Consider the following 15053-nt stretch of genomic DNA (forward strand, 5'->3'; position numbering starts at 1 on the left):
AGAACAGCTTGAATTAAAAGCGAGTATATGACGAAAAATAGATTTTTTAGTTGCTGTAATGCACTTGCTATACTCTGTTAAACTATGGGCATTTCAAATTTAAGTGTATTTGCTATGAAAAAGTCCATTATTCCAGTTGTATTGGCCGGTGGTATCGGTTCGCGGTTATGGCCATTATCGCGCCAAGCTATGCCAAAACAGTTTTTACCTCTACTGGGAGATGAGTCATTATTGCAAAGCACCTTAAAGAGAGTCTCTGACTCATGTTTTACCGATCCGATCTTGGTTTGTAATGAGCAGCATCGCTTTATTGTCAGCAGCCAATGCCAGCAAATCGACGCTGTAACCATGGCGTTACTGTTAGAGCCTGATGGCAAAAATACTGCTCCCGCCATCGCATTGGCAGCACAATATGCATTACAGCAAGGGCTTGATAAACCTTTATTAGTGATACCAGCCGATCATCATATTGATAACTTTGAGTTGTTAATAGAGCAACTTCCTGATGCGATAAGCTTGGCGCAACAGGGCAAGTTAATTACCTTTGCGATTGAGCCAGACTCGGCCCATTGCGGTTACGGTTATATTAAAAATGGTACTAAAATAGCGGCTTCAAACTGCTATGAAGTTGATGAATTTAAAGAAAAGCCCAGTCTACTATTAGCACAGCAATATCTTGCCAGTGGCGAATATAGCTGGAACAGTGGGATGTTTTTATTCACTCCTAGCGCATACCTTGCTGAACTTGAGCGTTTTGCACCAAAAATCGCCAGTTGCATTGCAGCAGCCGCCAATTTCAGTGGCGACTTAGGTTTTATCCGTGCCAATAATGAAGTCTTAAAAAACTGTCCAAGTGATTCAATCGACTATGCTATTTTAGAACGCAGCCCAAATGTGGCGGTGTTGCCTTTAGCGCTGAATTGGAATGATGTCGGCGGTTTTAATGCGCTATGGCAAAGTGCCGATAAAGACGAGCAAGGCAATAGCCTAAGCACAGATGACGTGGTTTTACATAGCCATAACAACTTACTCAGTGGTGAAGAAGGTCATAGCATCGCAGCTCTTGGGGTGAGTGATTTAGCGATTATTCACACCCATGATGCAACTTTAGTCGCGAGTAAAAGCCAGTTAGATCAGCTCCCGGAACTATTAAAGCAATTAGCCGTTAAGCACGACGATAAATTGATCCATCATCAAGCCGTGTATCGACCGTGGGGTAGTTACCGGGTGTTAATTGCAGGCACCGGCTTTAAAGTGAAAAAAATTATTGTCAGCCCTGCAGGCAAACTTTCAACACAGCGCCATCAGTACCGCGCTGAACATTGGGTTGTCGTCTCTGGCATTGCTGATGTACGTATTGATGGCGAAGCACGCACGCTTACTGCCGATCAATCTTGCTATATAGCCGCCGGTCATATTCACAGCCTAGCAAACACGCAAAATGAGCCACTGATCCTTATAGAAGTACAAACTGGCAGCATTTTAGATGAAACGGATATTGAACGTTTTGACGATCAGTATGGTAGAAAATAGTGAAGGTTAATCGCTTTTAACCCAGCCAATACTTAATATATAACGACTACCTTTTTCTATTTTGGTTACTGCATGCTGAGTTATATCGGGCCTAAATAGTTTTATACGCTTGCTTTGAAATAAGGTGTTTTCGCACATAAACTCACCGCCCAGTTGGGCGCGTTTAATAATGAGATTTAAACGAAAATGCTTACCTTTTTTTACTTTATCTGTATGGGGCTTTATTTCACTACCAACGGGAAACTTAATTAAATAAGTATCAAACTTTACTGGCCAATGGGCGCCACACAGAAGCATTTTGTCATAGCCCGAATCTTGCCTACCACGCTGCCAGCGAAATAAATTTTTAAAAATAGCCATTGTATCTTTTCCTTATTACTTCGCCAACTCGTCAACTCATTTGCTCCCTGACATACTTTAAATATTGCTCAAGGCTATTTTGCCACAGTACCAACGCTTCTGTGAGTGACTCTTTAAGCGGTTTGTTATCGAGTAAGCGTCGTTCTATTTTTTTTAACTCTATACCGTAGCGGTTAAAACCGAGCTGTAAAGCGGTACTTGCTTGGCGATGGAGCAGCTTGATACATTGTTCTTTATCTTCATCTAATAATTGCTGAGCACGGATCAGCTTGTTACGAGCAGACAGCACAAACTCGTTGTATATAGAAGATATTTCATCTTCGCTAAAAGAACTTTTTAATGTTTCGGCGGCGGTGTCATCATACAAAATGTCACTGAGTTCTACCGCAACACTAGGTGCCTGGCTGTTTTGTGAGTCACTCAATGCTTGGCGTAGCTTTTGTTGCTTTATAGGTTTACCAACAATGTCTTTGATCCCTAAAGTAAAATATTCTTTTATTTCGTCAGGACTTAAACTGGCTGTAAAGGCCAGTACAGGGGTACGTTGATTTTTATGTTCCATACCTTTGAGAGTTTTGAGTACCTCTTGACCAGTAAAGTCCGGTAAGTTCATATCTAGTAGCACAACATCAAAATGGTAGGTTTGCATTAGTTCGATAGCGCTTTTACCATCACGGGCTAGTTTGATTTTATGTTCGTCATCGGCCATAAACTCAATAGCTATCTTTTGGTTTAAATCTAAATCTTCGACCAATAATACGTCTAATCCAGTTAAGTAGTCCTTCGATTGATGACGTTGTTCAACTAAACTCAACTCGCCAAGTGCCAGAGTAATATCAAAACTAAACGAGCTACCTTGGTCTAGTTTGCTGATAATATCGAGCTTTGAATTAAGTTTATCAAGCAAGCGACTGGTAATAGCAAGACCAAGACCTGTGCCACCTTTTTCTTTGCCGGCACTGCTTTGTACGTAAGGCTCTGTAAGGTACTCAATTTCGTCATCTTCAATGCCTGGACCTGAATCAATTACGCTGATGCGAATGTGGTGCTCAAGTTGGCGTTCTTCGAGTAATTCCACCTGAATTTTAACTTCACCTTTATCGGTAAATTTAATTGCATTACCGACTAGGTTAATAATAATTTGCCTTAGTTTTTGTTGGTCGCAGTAGTAACAAGCTTGCTCAGGAAGATTGTATATTAACTCAAACTTTAAGCGCTTTTGCTCAGCTAGTGGGCTAAGTAATAAACATAAGTTATGCAACCAGGTTTTAAATTCTACGTCTTCCTCATAGAGCGCTTCGTTGTGTTGGTCTAGGCTGGCGTAATCAAGTACTTTATCAACCAATAAGTTAAGTGATTCTGCAGAGTTTATAATGGCTTCGCAGTAAGGTTTATCACGGGGATCGGTTGATTGATTCAAAATTAGTTGTGCGCTACCTAAAATACCATTGAGGGGGGTGCGAATTTCATGGCTAATAGTTGATAAGAATAGCCCGCGAATTTCTAAATCTTTTTGCGCTTTGCTCGTTAGTTGGTTGAGATTTTGCTCTCTACGCTCATTACACAGTAACGCCATTCCAGTGGTATAAAATATTGGCGCAATCACACCATTGATCAATAACGTAATGGTAAACCAGTTTTCTTTCAGTAGTGTTAGGTTGTTCACACCTTCCATTAAAAAAACTCGCCCAGTAAAAATACAGCTGATAATCGTAAGGATCAAAATATAGACGATGCTACCGTTAGGGTAAGGTTTGCGCGCAAAGCGAATAAATAAATAAAGTAAGAAAAATGCTTCGCTTATATGCTGTAAATCAGAGGCCAGCATACGATTACGTAGGTTAGAGTCAACTACGGTAAAGTACATTAGCAACGCTCCGCAAAATAAGGTTGCTAATACAAAAAACCGAAACTCTTTGCCGCGATAACCTAAAAATTGGCTGATTGTTAACGCATGAATGATGGATGCGCTAAACCATAAACTATTTGCAAGTACAATAGTGGCGGTGCTATCGAAATGACCATGTAAGGCAAAGCTCATCAAGGCAATAAATAGCACTAAAGGATAAAGTATATACAGCACTGTGCCTGGGGTATGTTTATTAGCGCGCCAAGTTAAAAAATTGAGTAATGCCATGACGACCATCATGGCGGCGCTGGCAGAGTAGAGCGTGAGGGAGTCGAGCATTCATATTCCAAGCAGATCGAGGTGACGAGTTTAGAATAATGGCAATTGCGTTTGTTAGCAAATATCGCGCTCTTGAATAAACAAAAAACAGGCACAAAGTACCTGTTTTTAATATTAAAATAAGAGTTGCTAGGCTAGCGAATTTCGTCAGGAATATTTTGTTGTGCCCACGATAATAATTCAATACGATTACGACATTTTGTCTTTCTAAATGCGCTGTATAAATGAGTTTTTACCGTGTGTGGACTAATGCTTAACGCTTCAGCTATTTCTTTATTTTTAGAACCATTACTCATCAAAGAGATAATTGCTTTTTCACGCTTAGTTAATTTTACTGGTTCAATATCACCGTCAGTAAGTTTATGTAATGCGTCTTTATTAAATTGCAGCATACGGTTTAACGCGTTGCACATGATATCACGACGATACCACAGCTGGTCTTCCAGTAATAAACGAATGCCTTTCATTAGCACATCAGCGTTGTCGGTAGTATAAAAAACACCACGAATACCGCTCAGCAATGCGCGATTAGCAAGTTCTGGATTTTCGTCTAAGTTGAATAATACGATATCGCATTTAACTCGTAGGTTGACCAGTTGCTCTTTCAATTTACCCCAAGCGTCTTGGCTTGATGTTTCGATAAACAATAAGCGCGTTCCCTCAGGAACTTCAGATATGTTTGTTCCGTTAGTAACATTGAGCCCTTGGGTTTTTAATAAAGGCTCTAATACATTAATACCAATTGTATTAATTGGCTCTAGATCTAGTAACAAAAAGGCTGTACTACTCATACTTATATACTCTTGAATAAAGTTGACCAATCAATCCTAACATGCAACCCGCTCCTTTTGTATTAGAAATTTATTACTTGGGGGTAAGATATGCATAGTTTTATAACGTTTTTCGTATTTTTCACAAAGGGAAAATTTAAAAATAACTGTAAACAATTGAAATTAATATAAAATAATATTTTTTCCAAAGTTAATGTTTTTTTACAAATATTTACAGTAAACCAGTTTAAATTAAACCTTTTGTCTTATCTTGATAAGGAGGCCATCCCATTATTTTACCAGCTAGCATATGTAAATGGATATGATAAACAGTTTGCCCGCCATGTTCATTGCAATTCATTACCACGCGAAAACCATCCTCTGCAAAGCCTTGTTGTTTGGCTATTTTCGCAGCTACCACATACAGGTGGCCAACAATTGGCGCATCTTGCTCAGTAATATCATTGATGGTCGCAATCGCTTTTTTCGGGATAATAAGCACGTGAAAAGGGGCTTGAGGGTTGATATCTCTAAACGCTAAACTAAGCTCATCTTCGTAGATGATATCAGCTGGGATCTCGCGGTTAATAATTTTAGTAAAAATAGTTTCTTGGCTCATTTAAAGGGCTCTTTGTCGGTTGTACTAAAGTCACTAATGACAAACTTTGCCTGCAGTGTCAAACTGAAATCAAATAACAAGGAGCTATTATGCGTAAACAGATATTATTAAGCGGTATTGTGTCATTATTTTTGAGTGCGGCAAGTGTGGCGGAAACCGTTAATTTTCCTGAAGAAATAGTCCCATTACAAGTGGGCGATAAGAAAATTGAACATTCATTTTTCAATCGTGTTGATGAAATCGAACTAGTTCCTGGCGTATATCAGGTCAAACTTAAATACACCGATCTGTACGAGCAAGGTTACGATGAGCATCAAGTTATCGACTCAGAACCATTTTGGGTGACGATGACCATTGCTGCTAATACAGATTATGATGTGGTGTTTAACCGTGCTGATAACGCGGTAGCAGCAGAAGTTTTTGCAGAAGCGCCGCAAGTGAGCTTACAAGTAAAAGGAGCGTCATTAGGCACGCCACTGGCTATTATAGCTGAGTCTGATTTGACAAGTAGTGCTAGCTCTCAAGTTGCGACAGTGCAAGTAGCGCCAACAGCAGCATCAACAACCAGAGCTGCACCTAATGCTGCTAATTTACAAGCTCCAGTTTCTCGCCCTGCACCTAATGCAGGTAATGCGCCTAGTGCTGCCGCCATGTTAGATTTTTGGTGGCAACAAGCCAGTGCTCAAGAGCAGCAAGCTTTCATTGATAAAGTCACTAAAAATAAATAGCGCTGATTAAAATAGATAGCAAAAAGGGCGAATAAATCGCCCTTTTTTAATTTTGAGTTATTTAGCTATTACTTAGCAAACAAGTCGTCAATAGTACCTTGCGCAAGTGGGTGGTAACCCGGGCGCGCTTTTAGGTATACGTCATGTGCCCATTCACGTTTACCATTAGTAATTAGAGCTTTGTATAACGGCACGATTAACTTGCGACGGCCAATACCTGATAAGTGTTTATCAAGTGCTGGATAGATAGGTTGATAGCCATTGCCAACCGCAAGCATAAACCAAGCAAAAGCACGCTCTGCGTTAGTTGATTGTGTAAGATTGAACTCACTGTCTAGCATCGCCATTTTATCTAGGCTTAAATCACGTGGTAAGTTATTTAAAAAGTGTAACCACTCATGCACAGTCCAATTTGCCGTAGGAAGTTGTGCGGCTGTTGTTTCACCTTTTAACCATGCTGCAGTTGCACTATCTACTTTATCGAATGCATCTGAGGTTGGGTTTGGTGCATCGCTCGGTAAGCCAGGCTGAAAAATCCACTCGTTTACTTTATCCATGCTAACAACACCTGGATACTGTTCAATTAAGTTCGCTTTTAAGTAAGTAACAAACTCTGCGGTGGTCAAAGATTTGAATGAAAACTCTTTAAAATAGGCTTTTACAAATGGGTCGAACTTGTCGCGACCATACTTGTTTTCAAGGTAAATTAAGAATAGCTGGCCTTTAGTATATGGCACTGAGCTGAATGCATCGTCCGGATCGCGGCCATTAAGTTTTAAGTTAAGGCGAGTATCTGGCGCTGCAATAGTTTTAAGTTGAGCACGCAGGCCTGCAGCGTCAAGCGCTTGCTCCATAACCGCACGGTCACGACCATAAACTTCTTCCATAATACGGTTTTCAACGTACGAGGTAAAACCTTCATTCAGCCATAAGTCTTCCCATGTAGCATTGGTTACTAAGTTGCCAGACCAAGAGTGAGCAAGCTCATGAGCGATTAAGTTAACTAAGCTTTTATCGCCAGCAACAACCGTTGGAGTGATAAACGACAGGCGTGGATTCTCCATGCCACCGAAAGGAAAGCTCGGCGGTAACATTAAGAGGTCATAACGGCCCCAAGCATATTCACCGTACATGGTACTTGTTTTATCGATCATCGCTTGCGTGTCTTCAAATTCAGCAACTGATGCATCTAAAATGGTTGGTTCAGCAAAAATGCCGGTTTGGCGTGACATAGCTTTAAATTCTAGATTACCAGCGCCAATCGCAATTAAGTAAGGAGAGATTGCTTGAGGCATATCAAAAATGTAATCGCCATCTTTATAAAGTGCATCTTTGTTGTCAGCACTCATCACCGCACGAACATCTTTAGGTGTATGAATACGTGCCGAGTAAGTTACACGCATCGCTGGTGTATCTTGTACTGGGATCCAACTACGAGCATGAATTGCTTGCGATTGGCTGTACATAAACGGATGAGTTTTACTGGCTGTTTGCTCAGGTGTTAACCATTGTAAGCCTGATGCTTCTGGGCGGCTATTGTAGTAAATGCGTACTTTTGCTGCTTGGTTTTTAAAGGTAATAGTTAACTTTGAGCCTTTAACATCATCACGTGCAGCAAGGGTAAATTTTGCTTTATGCCAGCCACCAGTTTGATCTTGATACATTACTTTATCAATATCTAAGTCACGGGTATCAAGTACCAATGTTTTGCTGTCGGCATTTTGCCATTGTAACGTATGCTCAACAAAACCTTCTAACTGCTTGTCGGCAAAATCAACGTCTAAATCAAGATTTAAGTGTGTGGTAATAACATCATCAAGATTAGCATAGGAATTTTGATCAATGGCACTGGCCATTGCGTGTGAGCACATACCTGCCATTGCGAGGCTTAAAAAAAGTGGTTTAAGTTTCATATTGACCCTGGACGGAAATAAAAAGTGCAGGTTTTATATCATGATTGACCATCAGGGTTGAGCAATTTTTACAATCTGATGCGCGTTTTGCGACGATAGGTTACACTATTGCGATTAGTGACAATTAACCTTTGGGGCATTTTGTGGCTCTCTCTTTGCAAGCTTTTCATACATTTTCTTTACCGAGCCAGTGTTCACAACTGTGCGAAATCACTGACCTTACACAATTACAGCTACTGACGTTTGATAGCCCTTTTTGCATTTTAGGTGAAGGTAGTAACACGGTATTTTTAAGCGATTATCAAGGCACTGTAATTAAAATGGCGACTACCGGTATCGCCATCATTGAACGCGACAATGATTACTTACTTGAAGTTGCTGCAGGAGAAAACTGGCATCAGCTTGTTGCATATACGCTCAAACAAGGGATGCCTGGGCTTGAAAACCTTGCTTTGATCCCCGGCACAGTTGGCGCAGCACCGGTACAAAATATTGGTGCCTATGGTGTAGAGCTGGCAAAATTTATTGAATACGTAGAATATTTTGATATCGCCACTAAGCAGCTCATCCGCCTTAGTTGTCAACAATGCGAGTTTGGCTATCGAGAGTCTATTTTTAAGCATCAATTAAAAAATAAAGCAGTGATCACTTGTGTTGCATTGGCATTACCAAAACTTTGGCAGCCAGAGTTAAGCTACGGTCCTTTACAACAGCTTGAGTCGGTAACGGCGCAGACGGTTTTTGAGCAAGTGATTAAAACTCGTAACAGCAAATTACCGGATCCTTACATACTTGCCAATGCCGGAAGCTTTTTTAAAAACCCAATTATAGAAAACCAGTTACTTAGCGAATTGCTCGTCGCGCATCCGCAGTTGCCTCATTATTACTATGATGAACACCACCATAAAGTAGCTGCCGGTTGGTTAATAGAACAAGCAGGGTTAAAAGGATACCGTATCGCAGGAATTGAAGTGCATCAGCAACAAGCATTAGTTTTAGTTAATTATGGTGGCAGTGAAGGCAGTGACCTAATTAAAATGATTCAACATATCCAGCAGCAAATATGGCAACGTTATCAAATAAGCTTACAGCACGAAGTTCGCTTGATGAATAATGATACTGAATGCCATATCGGTTTAGGGGAGTTAGCATGAAGGCGCCGGATGGTAATAAATTAGCAATCTTAAATGCGCTCAATCAGGGTGGCTTTATCTCTGGGCAATTACTTGGTGAGCAACTTGGCATTAGTCGCGCCGCAGTGAGTAAACATATGCAAAGTTTACAAGCGATGGGGCTGGATATTTTTAAAGTTAGCGGTAAGGGTTATAGCCTTAATAACTCCGTGGGCTTGTTAGAGCAAAATAAGATCCAGCAATATTATCAAGGCTTGAACGCCAGTACGGCAAATATCGAAGTGCATCCGATCATTGATTCGACCAACAGTGAGTTAATGCGCCGTATTGCGGCTAAACAAGCACTGGATTCAGGCACCGTCGTCGTCGCGGAAATGCAGCAAGCAGGGCGTGGGCGACGCGGACGCGTTTGGCAGTCTCCATTTGGTGCGAACTTGTATTATAGTTATTTCTGGCGCTTAGATGACGGGCTGCAAGCCGCAATGGGTATGTCTATCGCAGTAGGCTTAGCTGTTTACGATACGTTAAAAGCACTGTATCAGTTAGATATTGAACTCAAGTGGCCAAACGACATTTATCTTAATAAAGAAAAGCTCGCAGGTGTTTTGGTCGAATTAGATGGTCAGCCACAAGGGCCATGCCAGCTCGTGATAGGTATTGGTATTAATTTGCAAATGCCTACAAGCTACAGCCAGCAAATCGACCAAGCGTGGACTGATTTGAGCCAACATAGCCAACAGATTGATAAAAATCAGCTGGTGGCACATTTAACATACCACCTTGAGCAACGATTAGCGCAGTACAGTCAAACTGGCTTGCATGACATGTATCAGCAGTGGAACGAACTCAACGCCTTTGCAGGACAGTGTGTGGAGTTAAATACCGGGCATAGAAGCTGGCGTGGTATATGTGAAGGCATAGATCCACAAGGTGGTATTCGTATTCGCCAAGATGGTGAGGTTAAAAGCTATTACGGTGGTGAAATTTCACTACGCAAGGCAGTTCAATGAGATTATTAATCGATGTAGGTAATACAGCACTTAAAGCAGCGCTATGCCAGCAAGGCGAAATCAAGCCGTGTGATGTTAGTGCGCTACCTTGGCGGAAAATTAACGAGCTGGTTTATGCAAGTGTTGGTAAAAATGAGCAACTCAATGGGCTATTAGCACAAGCATCGGCATTTCAGGTGCCATGTTTTGAAGCGAAAGTGACTAAACAATTGAGTAACCTTAGCTGTGCGTATCAACAATTTAGTAATTTAGGTATTGATCGCTGGCTTGGTTTAATTGCTGCTTTTCAATTATGGCCGCAACAAGATTGCATTGTGATAGATACAGGCACAGCCACAACAATTGACGTACTTACAGCACAAGGACAACATTTGGGGGGGTGGATATTACCTGGCCTTGATCTCATGACACGCTCATTAACACAGAATACGCAGCGTGTTTTTGATGATGCCAACACGCCTTTTGCGAATGAGCTGGGTGTAAACACACCTAATGGTTTAAAAAATGGCGCGCTAGTGGCAACCTTGGGGGCTGTTGAACAAGCAAAATTACATTTAACCAATAAAAAACCTCAACTAATTTTTGCTGGTGGCTATGGTGCATTATTGAAAGCGCAATTTTTAGACGCGATTTATGATCCGCAATTAGTGATGAAGGGGCTCAATTACTGGTATGAATTGAGCAAAAATTAACAAGAACAGGCTGTTTTGCCTGATTTGTGAGCGTTTGGCACATAAAATCACATTTTTTTTAATTTTCTTGTTGCATCACCACCAACCTTCCTCTAATATCTCGCCCCGTACTAAAGCAGTGCCGACTTAGCTCAGCTGGTAGAGCAACTGACTTGTAATCAGTAGGTCAACCGTTCGACTCGGTTAGTCGGCACCACTTTCCTTTTACCGAAAGTGTTTAGTAAAGAATTATCGTGGAGGGGTTCCCGAGCGGCCAAAGGGATCAGACTGTAAATCTGACGGCTCAGCCTTCGCTGGTTCGAATCCAGCTCCCTCCACCACTTTATTCTTGACGGTTAGAGGTAGTTTAAGAACAGGTTGCTAACGCGGGCATCGTATAATGGCTATTACCTCAGCCTTCCAAGCTGATGATGCGGGTTCGATTCCCGCTGCCCGCTCCAGTTTCTGGTGTTGCTGATATAGCTCAGTTGGTAGAGCGCACCCTTGGTAAGGGTGAGGTCGGCAGTTCAACTCTGCCTATCAGCACCAGTCTTAGAATCTTCTTGATTACTTCCTTTATCTGTCAGAAAATACTATTTGAAATTTGAAAAATTTAACTTAATCTACCTCTGGTGGATTATTTTCATATGTAATCTAGATACACAAAACTGATAGGTTCCGTCATGGCAAAAGCAAAGTTTGAACGCGTAAAACCGCACGTAAACGTAGGTACAATCGGCCACGTTGACCACGGTAAAACTACCCTAACTGCAGCAATCACTAACGTACTTGCAAAAGTATACGGCGGTGTTGCTAAAGATTTCGCATCAATCGATAACGCTCCAGAAGAGCGCGAGCGCGGTATCACAATCTCAACTTCACACGTTGAATACGATACGCCTACTCGTCACTACGCACACGTAGATTGTCCTGGACACGCCGATTATGTTAAAAACATGATCACTGGTGCTGCTCAAATGGACGGCGCTATCCTTGTTGTTGCTGCGACTGATGGCCCTATGCCACAAACGCGTGAGCACATCCTTCTTTCTCGTCAAGTTGGCGTTCCTTACATCATCGTATTCATGAACAAATGTGACATGGTTGATGATGAAGAGCTACTTGAACTAGTAGAAATGGAAGTTCGTGAACTTCTTTCTGAGTACGATTTCCCAGGTGATGACTTACCACTAATCGCTGGTTCTGCGCTTAAAGCGTTAGAGGGCGAGAAAGAGTGGGAAGACAAGATCATTGAGCTTGCAGACGCACTTGATTCTTACATCCCAGAGCCAGAGCGTGACATCGATAAGCCATTCATCATGCCTATCGAAGACGTTTTCTCAATCCAAGGTCGTGGTACTGTTGTAACTGGTCGTGTTGAAGCTGGTATCATCCGCATCAATGACGAAGTAGAAATTGTTGGTATCAACGATACAACTAAATCTACTTGTACTGGTGTTGAAATGTTCCGTAAACTACTTGACGAAGGTCGTGCTGGTGAGAACATTGGTGCACTTCTACGTGGTACTAAACGTGAAGACGTTGAACGTGGTCAAGTACTAGCTAAGCCTGGTTCAATCAACCCACATACAACATTCACTTCAGAAGTATACGTACTTTCTAAAGATGAAGGTGGTCGTCATACTCCATTCTTCAAAGGTTACCGTCCACAGTTCTACTTCCGTACAACTGACGTAACTGGTGACGTACAGTTACCAGATGGCGTAGAAATGGTAATGCCTGGCGATAACGTTAAGATGACTGTAAAGTTAATCTCTCCAATCGCAATGGATGAAGGTCTACGTTTCGCAATCCGCGAAGGTGGCCGTACTGTAGGTGCTGGTGTAGTAGCAACTATCGTAGAGTAATAATTAACTTTTAAGTTAATTATTAGAAAAAGGTCACTTCGGTGGCCTTTTTTAATGTCTGGGATTTACGTCATGTGAAGGTGGCGCTGTTACCCATAGGCGTAGGTGCTTTGTAGCAACGTTCAATGAGTAATAATTAACTTTTAAGTTAATTGTTAGGAAAAGGTCACTTAGGTGGCCTTTTTTAATGTCTGCGATTTACGTCATGTGAAGGTGGCGCTATTACCTTAGGCGTAGGTGCTTTGTAGCAACGTTCAATGAGTAATAATTAACTTTTAAGTTAATTATTAGAAAAAGGTCACTTTGGTGGCCTTTTTTAATGTCTGCGATTTGAGCTGTAAGCCTTAAGCGGTAAGTTTTAAGTTGCTCGGCGTTAATATGTACTTGTAGGCGAGTGGCTTGCCACCGCGTTTATAACAGAAAGTAAATATATTAAATTTTCTTGCTATTTAAGTTGAGGAGATCTAGATTTTTACCGCTTACCGCTTACCGCTTACCGCTTACCGCTTACCGCTTACCCATCATAACGTTATGATATAACAAATAAAAACAATGTAACTTTTAATTTTTATGTAACATAAAGTCACTTTTTAAGTAACAAAACCTACCTAATATTATGCTCTCATTACTACAGACATTCTTGACCAAATCGTATCAATGGAACTTAAAAATGAAAATTAATAAAATTGCGACTGCAATTGGTTTAACACTGGCGTTGTCAGCGGGTGCTAATGCAGGTGTGTTACCTGATAACCAAATGAAAAGTGATTGGTATAGCGCTGCACAGGCTAAATTAACCTCTAAAGAAACGATGGCTAATGCAACACCAGCCACTAAAGCAAAGAACGTAATTCTATTTGTTGGTGATGGCATGGGTATATCAACCCTCACCGCAGCACGTATCCTTGCAGGCCAAAAACAAGGCGCTTTAGGAGAAGAGGGCTTTTTGAGCTTTGAAGAATTTCCGTATTCGGCACAAATAAAAACGTATAACGTCGATGCGCAAACACCGGATTCAGCAGGCACCATGACGGCTATTATCTCAGGTGTTAAAACGGATGTTGGTGTTATTGGTGTTAACGAAGACATTGAACGTGGCAAATGTGCAACTGTAGCAGGTAATGAATTAATTACAGCTACAGAGCTTGCAGAAATTAAAGGCCTAGCCACAGGTATTATTTCTACTGCACGGATCACCCACGCAACGCCAGCTGCAACGTATGCAAAATCAGCTGATCGTAATTGGGAAGACATTTCCGACATGCCTGCAGATGCAGTCACTGCAGGTTGTGAAGATATTGCGTCGCAATTAGTTAATTTCGAAAAAAATCTTGAAGCGCGCTTTGCGGGTGTTGATGTTGATGGTCTAGAAGTGGTGATGGGTGGCGGCCGTCGTCATTTCTTACCAAAAGATGCTGCATTTAACTCTAATGATGCTATGAGTGCAGTCGAAGGTGATCGTACTGATGAACGTGATTTAACAGCGCAATGGCAGCAAATGTATAGCGATGGTAAATACATTACTGATCAGGCCGGCTTTGACGCAATAAATGGCGATACCAAACGCGTATTTGGATTATTTAATGAATCGCATATGCAATATGAAGCGGATCGCAGTAATGATATTGCAGGTGAGCCTTCATTAACGCAAATGACGACTAAAGCGATTGATATCTTAAAGAATAATGAAAAAGGGTTTTTCCTAACGGTTGAATCGGGTCGTATCGATCACGCCCACCATGCCGGTAATGCTTACAACGCATTAAATGACACAATTGAATTTGCCAATGCGGTAAAAGCAGCAGTAGAAAATACCGATCCAAATGAAACACTTATTTTAGTCACTGCGGATCACAGCCATGTATTTACCATTGCTGGCTATCCAAAACGCGGTAACCCAATTTTGGGTCAAGTTGTAGCAGTAGGTCGCGATACTCCAACCCTTGCAGCTGACGGTATGCCTTATACCACAGTCGGTTACGCAAATGGCTTGGGCTTTAGAGATTTAGGTGATGAAACAGATGCAGACGCTTCATATTTAGCCGCAGCCGTTGCTGGGCGTGTTGAATTAAGTGGTGTTGATACCTTAACACCGGGCTTTCATCAAGAAGCAGCAGTCCCACTTAGCTCGGAAACTCATGCAGGTGAGGATATTTCATTGCATGCTAAGGGCCCTGGGGCACAGTTGGCACAAGGCGTTGTGGAGCAAAATGTTATTTTCCACATTATCAGTCAAGCGCTCGAACTAATAGAAGAATAA

At 41.5% G+C, this 15053-nt stretch carries 12 protein-coding genes and 4 tRNA genes; 11 read left to right on the forward strand and 5 right to left on the reverse strand.

Annotated elements, in window-relative coordinates:
* Nucleotides 1-114: 114 nt before the first annotated feature.
* Nucleotides 115-1533, forward strand: coding sequence for a mannose-1-phosphate guanylyltransferase/mannose-6-phosphate isomerase (locus H5186_RS05210; RefSeq protein ID WP_182794216.1), 1419 nt, complete (start codon nucleotides 115-117; stop codon nucleotides 1531-1533).
* A gap of 6 nt (nucleotides 1534-1539) precedes the next feature.
* Here H5186_RS05210 and H5186_RS05215 read toward each other — a convergent pair whose 3' ends face one another.
* The 4 genes from H5186_RS05215 to H5186_RS05230 all read right to left on the reverse strand — a co-directional run bounded on the left by H5186_RS05215 (nucleotide 1540) and on the right by H5186_RS05230 (nucleotide 5470).
* Nucleotides 1540-1893 (reverse strand): 2OG-Fe(II) oxygenase, encoded by a 354-nt coding sequence (locus H5186_RS05215; protein ID WP_182732558.1) that lies wholly within the window; start codon nucleotides 1891-1893, stop codon nucleotides 1540-1542.
* Nucleotides 1894-1924: 31 nt separating this feature from the next.
* Entirely contained in the window at nucleotides 1925-4081 is a 2157-nt protein-coding gene (locus H5186_RS05220) for an ATP-binding protein (RefSeq protein ID WP_182762176.1), read from the reverse strand.
* 134 nt (nucleotides 4082-4215) lie between these two features.
* Nucleotides 4216-4872, reverse strand: coding sequence for a response regulator transcription factor (locus H5186_RS05225; RefSeq protein WP_149983340.1), 657 nt, complete (start codon nucleotides 4870-4872; stop codon nucleotides 4216-4218).
* Nucleotides 4873-5098: 226 nt separating this feature from the next.
* Nucleotides 5099-5470, reverse strand: coding sequence for a histidine triad nucleotide-binding protein (locus tag H5186_RS05230; RefSeq protein ID WP_149983339.1), 372 nt, complete (start codon nucleotides 5468-5470; stop codon nucleotides 5099-5101).
* 89 nt (nucleotides 5471-5559) lie between these two features.
* Between H5186_RS05230 and H5186_RS05235 the strand changes: the two genes are divergently transcribed.
* A complete protein-coding gene (locus tag H5186_RS05235; RefSeq protein WP_182794217.1) occupies nucleotides 5560-6198 on the forward strand; it encodes a DUF2057 family protein in 639 nt (212 codons plus the stop codon).
* 68 nt (nucleotides 6199-6266) lie between these two features.
* Here the strand turns inward: H5186_RS05235 and H5186_RS05240 are convergent, their stop codons facing one another.
* Complete coding sequence (locus H5186_RS05240; RefSeq protein ID WP_182768337.1) at nucleotides 6267-8111, reverse strand: M1 family metallopeptidase; 1845 nt, start codon at nucleotides 8109-8111, stop codon at nucleotides 6267-6269.
* 143 nt (nucleotides 8112-8254) lie between these two features.
* Between H5186_RS05240 and murB the strand changes: the two genes are divergently transcribed.
* The 9 genes from murB to H5186_RS05285 all read left to right on the forward strand — a co-directional run bounded on the left by murB (nucleotide 8255) and on the right by H5186_RS05285 (nucleotide 15053).
* Complete coding sequence (gene murB / locus H5186_RS05245; protein ID WP_182740886.1) at nucleotides 8255-9265, forward strand: UDP-N-acetylmuramate dehydrogenase; 1011 nt, start codon at nucleotides 8255-8257, stop codon at nucleotides 9263-9265.
* Entirely contained in the window at nucleotides 9262-10254 is a 993-nt protein-coding gene (gene birA / locus H5186_RS05250) for a bifunctional biotin--[acetyl-CoA-carboxylase] ligase/biotin operon repressor BirA (RefSeq protein WP_182740887.1), read from the forward strand. The genes murB and birA overlap by 4 nt, the downstream gene beginning before the upstream one ends.
* Nucleotides 10251-10946, forward strand: a complete 696-nt coding sequence (locus H5186_RS05255; RefSeq protein WP_182719320.1) for a type III pantothenate kinase — start codon at nucleotides 10251-10253, stop codon at nucleotides 10944-10946. Before birA ends, H5186_RS05255 begins: the two co-directional genes overlap by 4 nt.
* Before the next feature lie 120 nt (nucleotides 10947-11066).
* Nucleotides 11067-11142: transfer RNA gene (locus tag H5186_RS05260), tRNA-Thr, on the forward strand.
* Nucleotides 11143-11181: 39 nt separating this feature from the next.
* Nucleotides 11182-11266, forward strand: a tRNA-Tyr gene (locus H5186_RS05265).
* A gap of 45 nt (nucleotides 11267-11311) precedes the next feature.
* Nucleotides 11312-11386 (forward strand) — tRNA-Gly (locus H5186_RS05270).
* A 12-nt stretch (nucleotides 11387-11398) separates the two neighbouring features.
* Nucleotides 11399-11474, forward strand: a tRNA-Thr gene (locus H5186_RS05275).
* A gap of 134 nt (nucleotides 11475-11608) precedes the next feature.
* Entirely contained in the window at nucleotides 11609-12793 is a 1185-nt protein-coding gene (tuf, locus tag H5186_RS05280; protein ID WP_182758002.1) for an elongation factor Tu, read from the forward strand.
* A 670-nt stretch (nucleotides 12794-13463) separates the two neighbouring features.
* Nucleotides 13464-15053: an alkaline phosphatase gene (locus H5186_RS05285; protein WP_145238328.1), complete on the forward strand. Its 1590-nt coding sequence runs from the start codon at nucleotides 13464-13466 to the stop codon at nucleotides 15051-15053.

Origin of the sequence: Pseudoalteromonas sp. SG41-2, from assembly GCF_014164535.1 — a bacterium.
Lineage (GTDB): Bacteria > Pseudomonadota > Gammaproteobacteria > Enterobacterales > Alteromonadaceae > Pseudoalteromonas > Pseudoalteromonas rhizosphaerae.

Excerpts from the sequence above, each read along its gene's own strand:
- H5186_RS05285 (WP_145238328.1), top strand. The coding sequence starts at position 13,464 with ATGAAAATTAATAAAATTGCGACTGCAATTGGTTTAACACTGGCGTTG.
- H5186_RS05225 (WP_149983340.1), bottom strand. The coding sequence starts at position 4,872 with ATGAGTAGTACAGCCTTTTTGTTACTAGATCTAGAGCCAATTAATACA.
- H5186_RS05230 (WP_149983339.1), bottom strand. The coding sequence starts at position 5,470 with ATGAGCCAAGAAACTATTTTTACTAAAATTATTAACCGCGAGATCCCA.
- H5186_RS05215 (WP_182732558.1), bottom strand. The coding sequence starts at position 1,893 with ATGGCTATTTTTAAAAATTTATTTCGCTGGCAGCGTGGTAGGCAAGAT.
- birA (WP_182740887.1), top strand. The coding sequence starts at position 9,262 with ATGAAGGCGCCGGATGGTAATAAATTAGCAATCTTAAATGCGCTCAAT.
- tuf (WP_182758002.1), top strand. The coding sequence starts at position 11,609 with ATGGCAAAAGCAAAGTTTGAACGCGTAAAACCGCACGTAAACGTAGGT.
- H5186_RS05240 (WP_182768337.1), bottom strand. The coding sequence starts at position 8,111 with ATGAAACTTAAACCACTTTTTTTAAGCCTCGCAATGGCAGGTATGTGC.
- H5186_RS05235 (WP_182794217.1), top strand. The coding sequence starts at position 5,560 with ATGCGTAAACAGATATTATTAAGCGGTATTGTGTCATTATTTTTGAGT.
- H5186_RS05255 (WP_182719320.1), top strand. The coding sequence starts at position 10,251 with ATGAGATTATTAATCGATGTAGGTAATACAGCACTTAAAGCAGCGCTA.
- H5186_RS05220 (WP_182762176.1), bottom strand. The coding sequence starts at position 4,081 with ATGCTCGACTCCCTCACGCTCTACTCTGCCAGCGCCGCCATGATGGTC.
- H5186_RS05210 (WP_182794216.1), top strand. The coding sequence starts at position 115 with ATGAAAAAGTCCATTATTCCAGTTGTATTGGCCGGTGGTATCGGTTCG.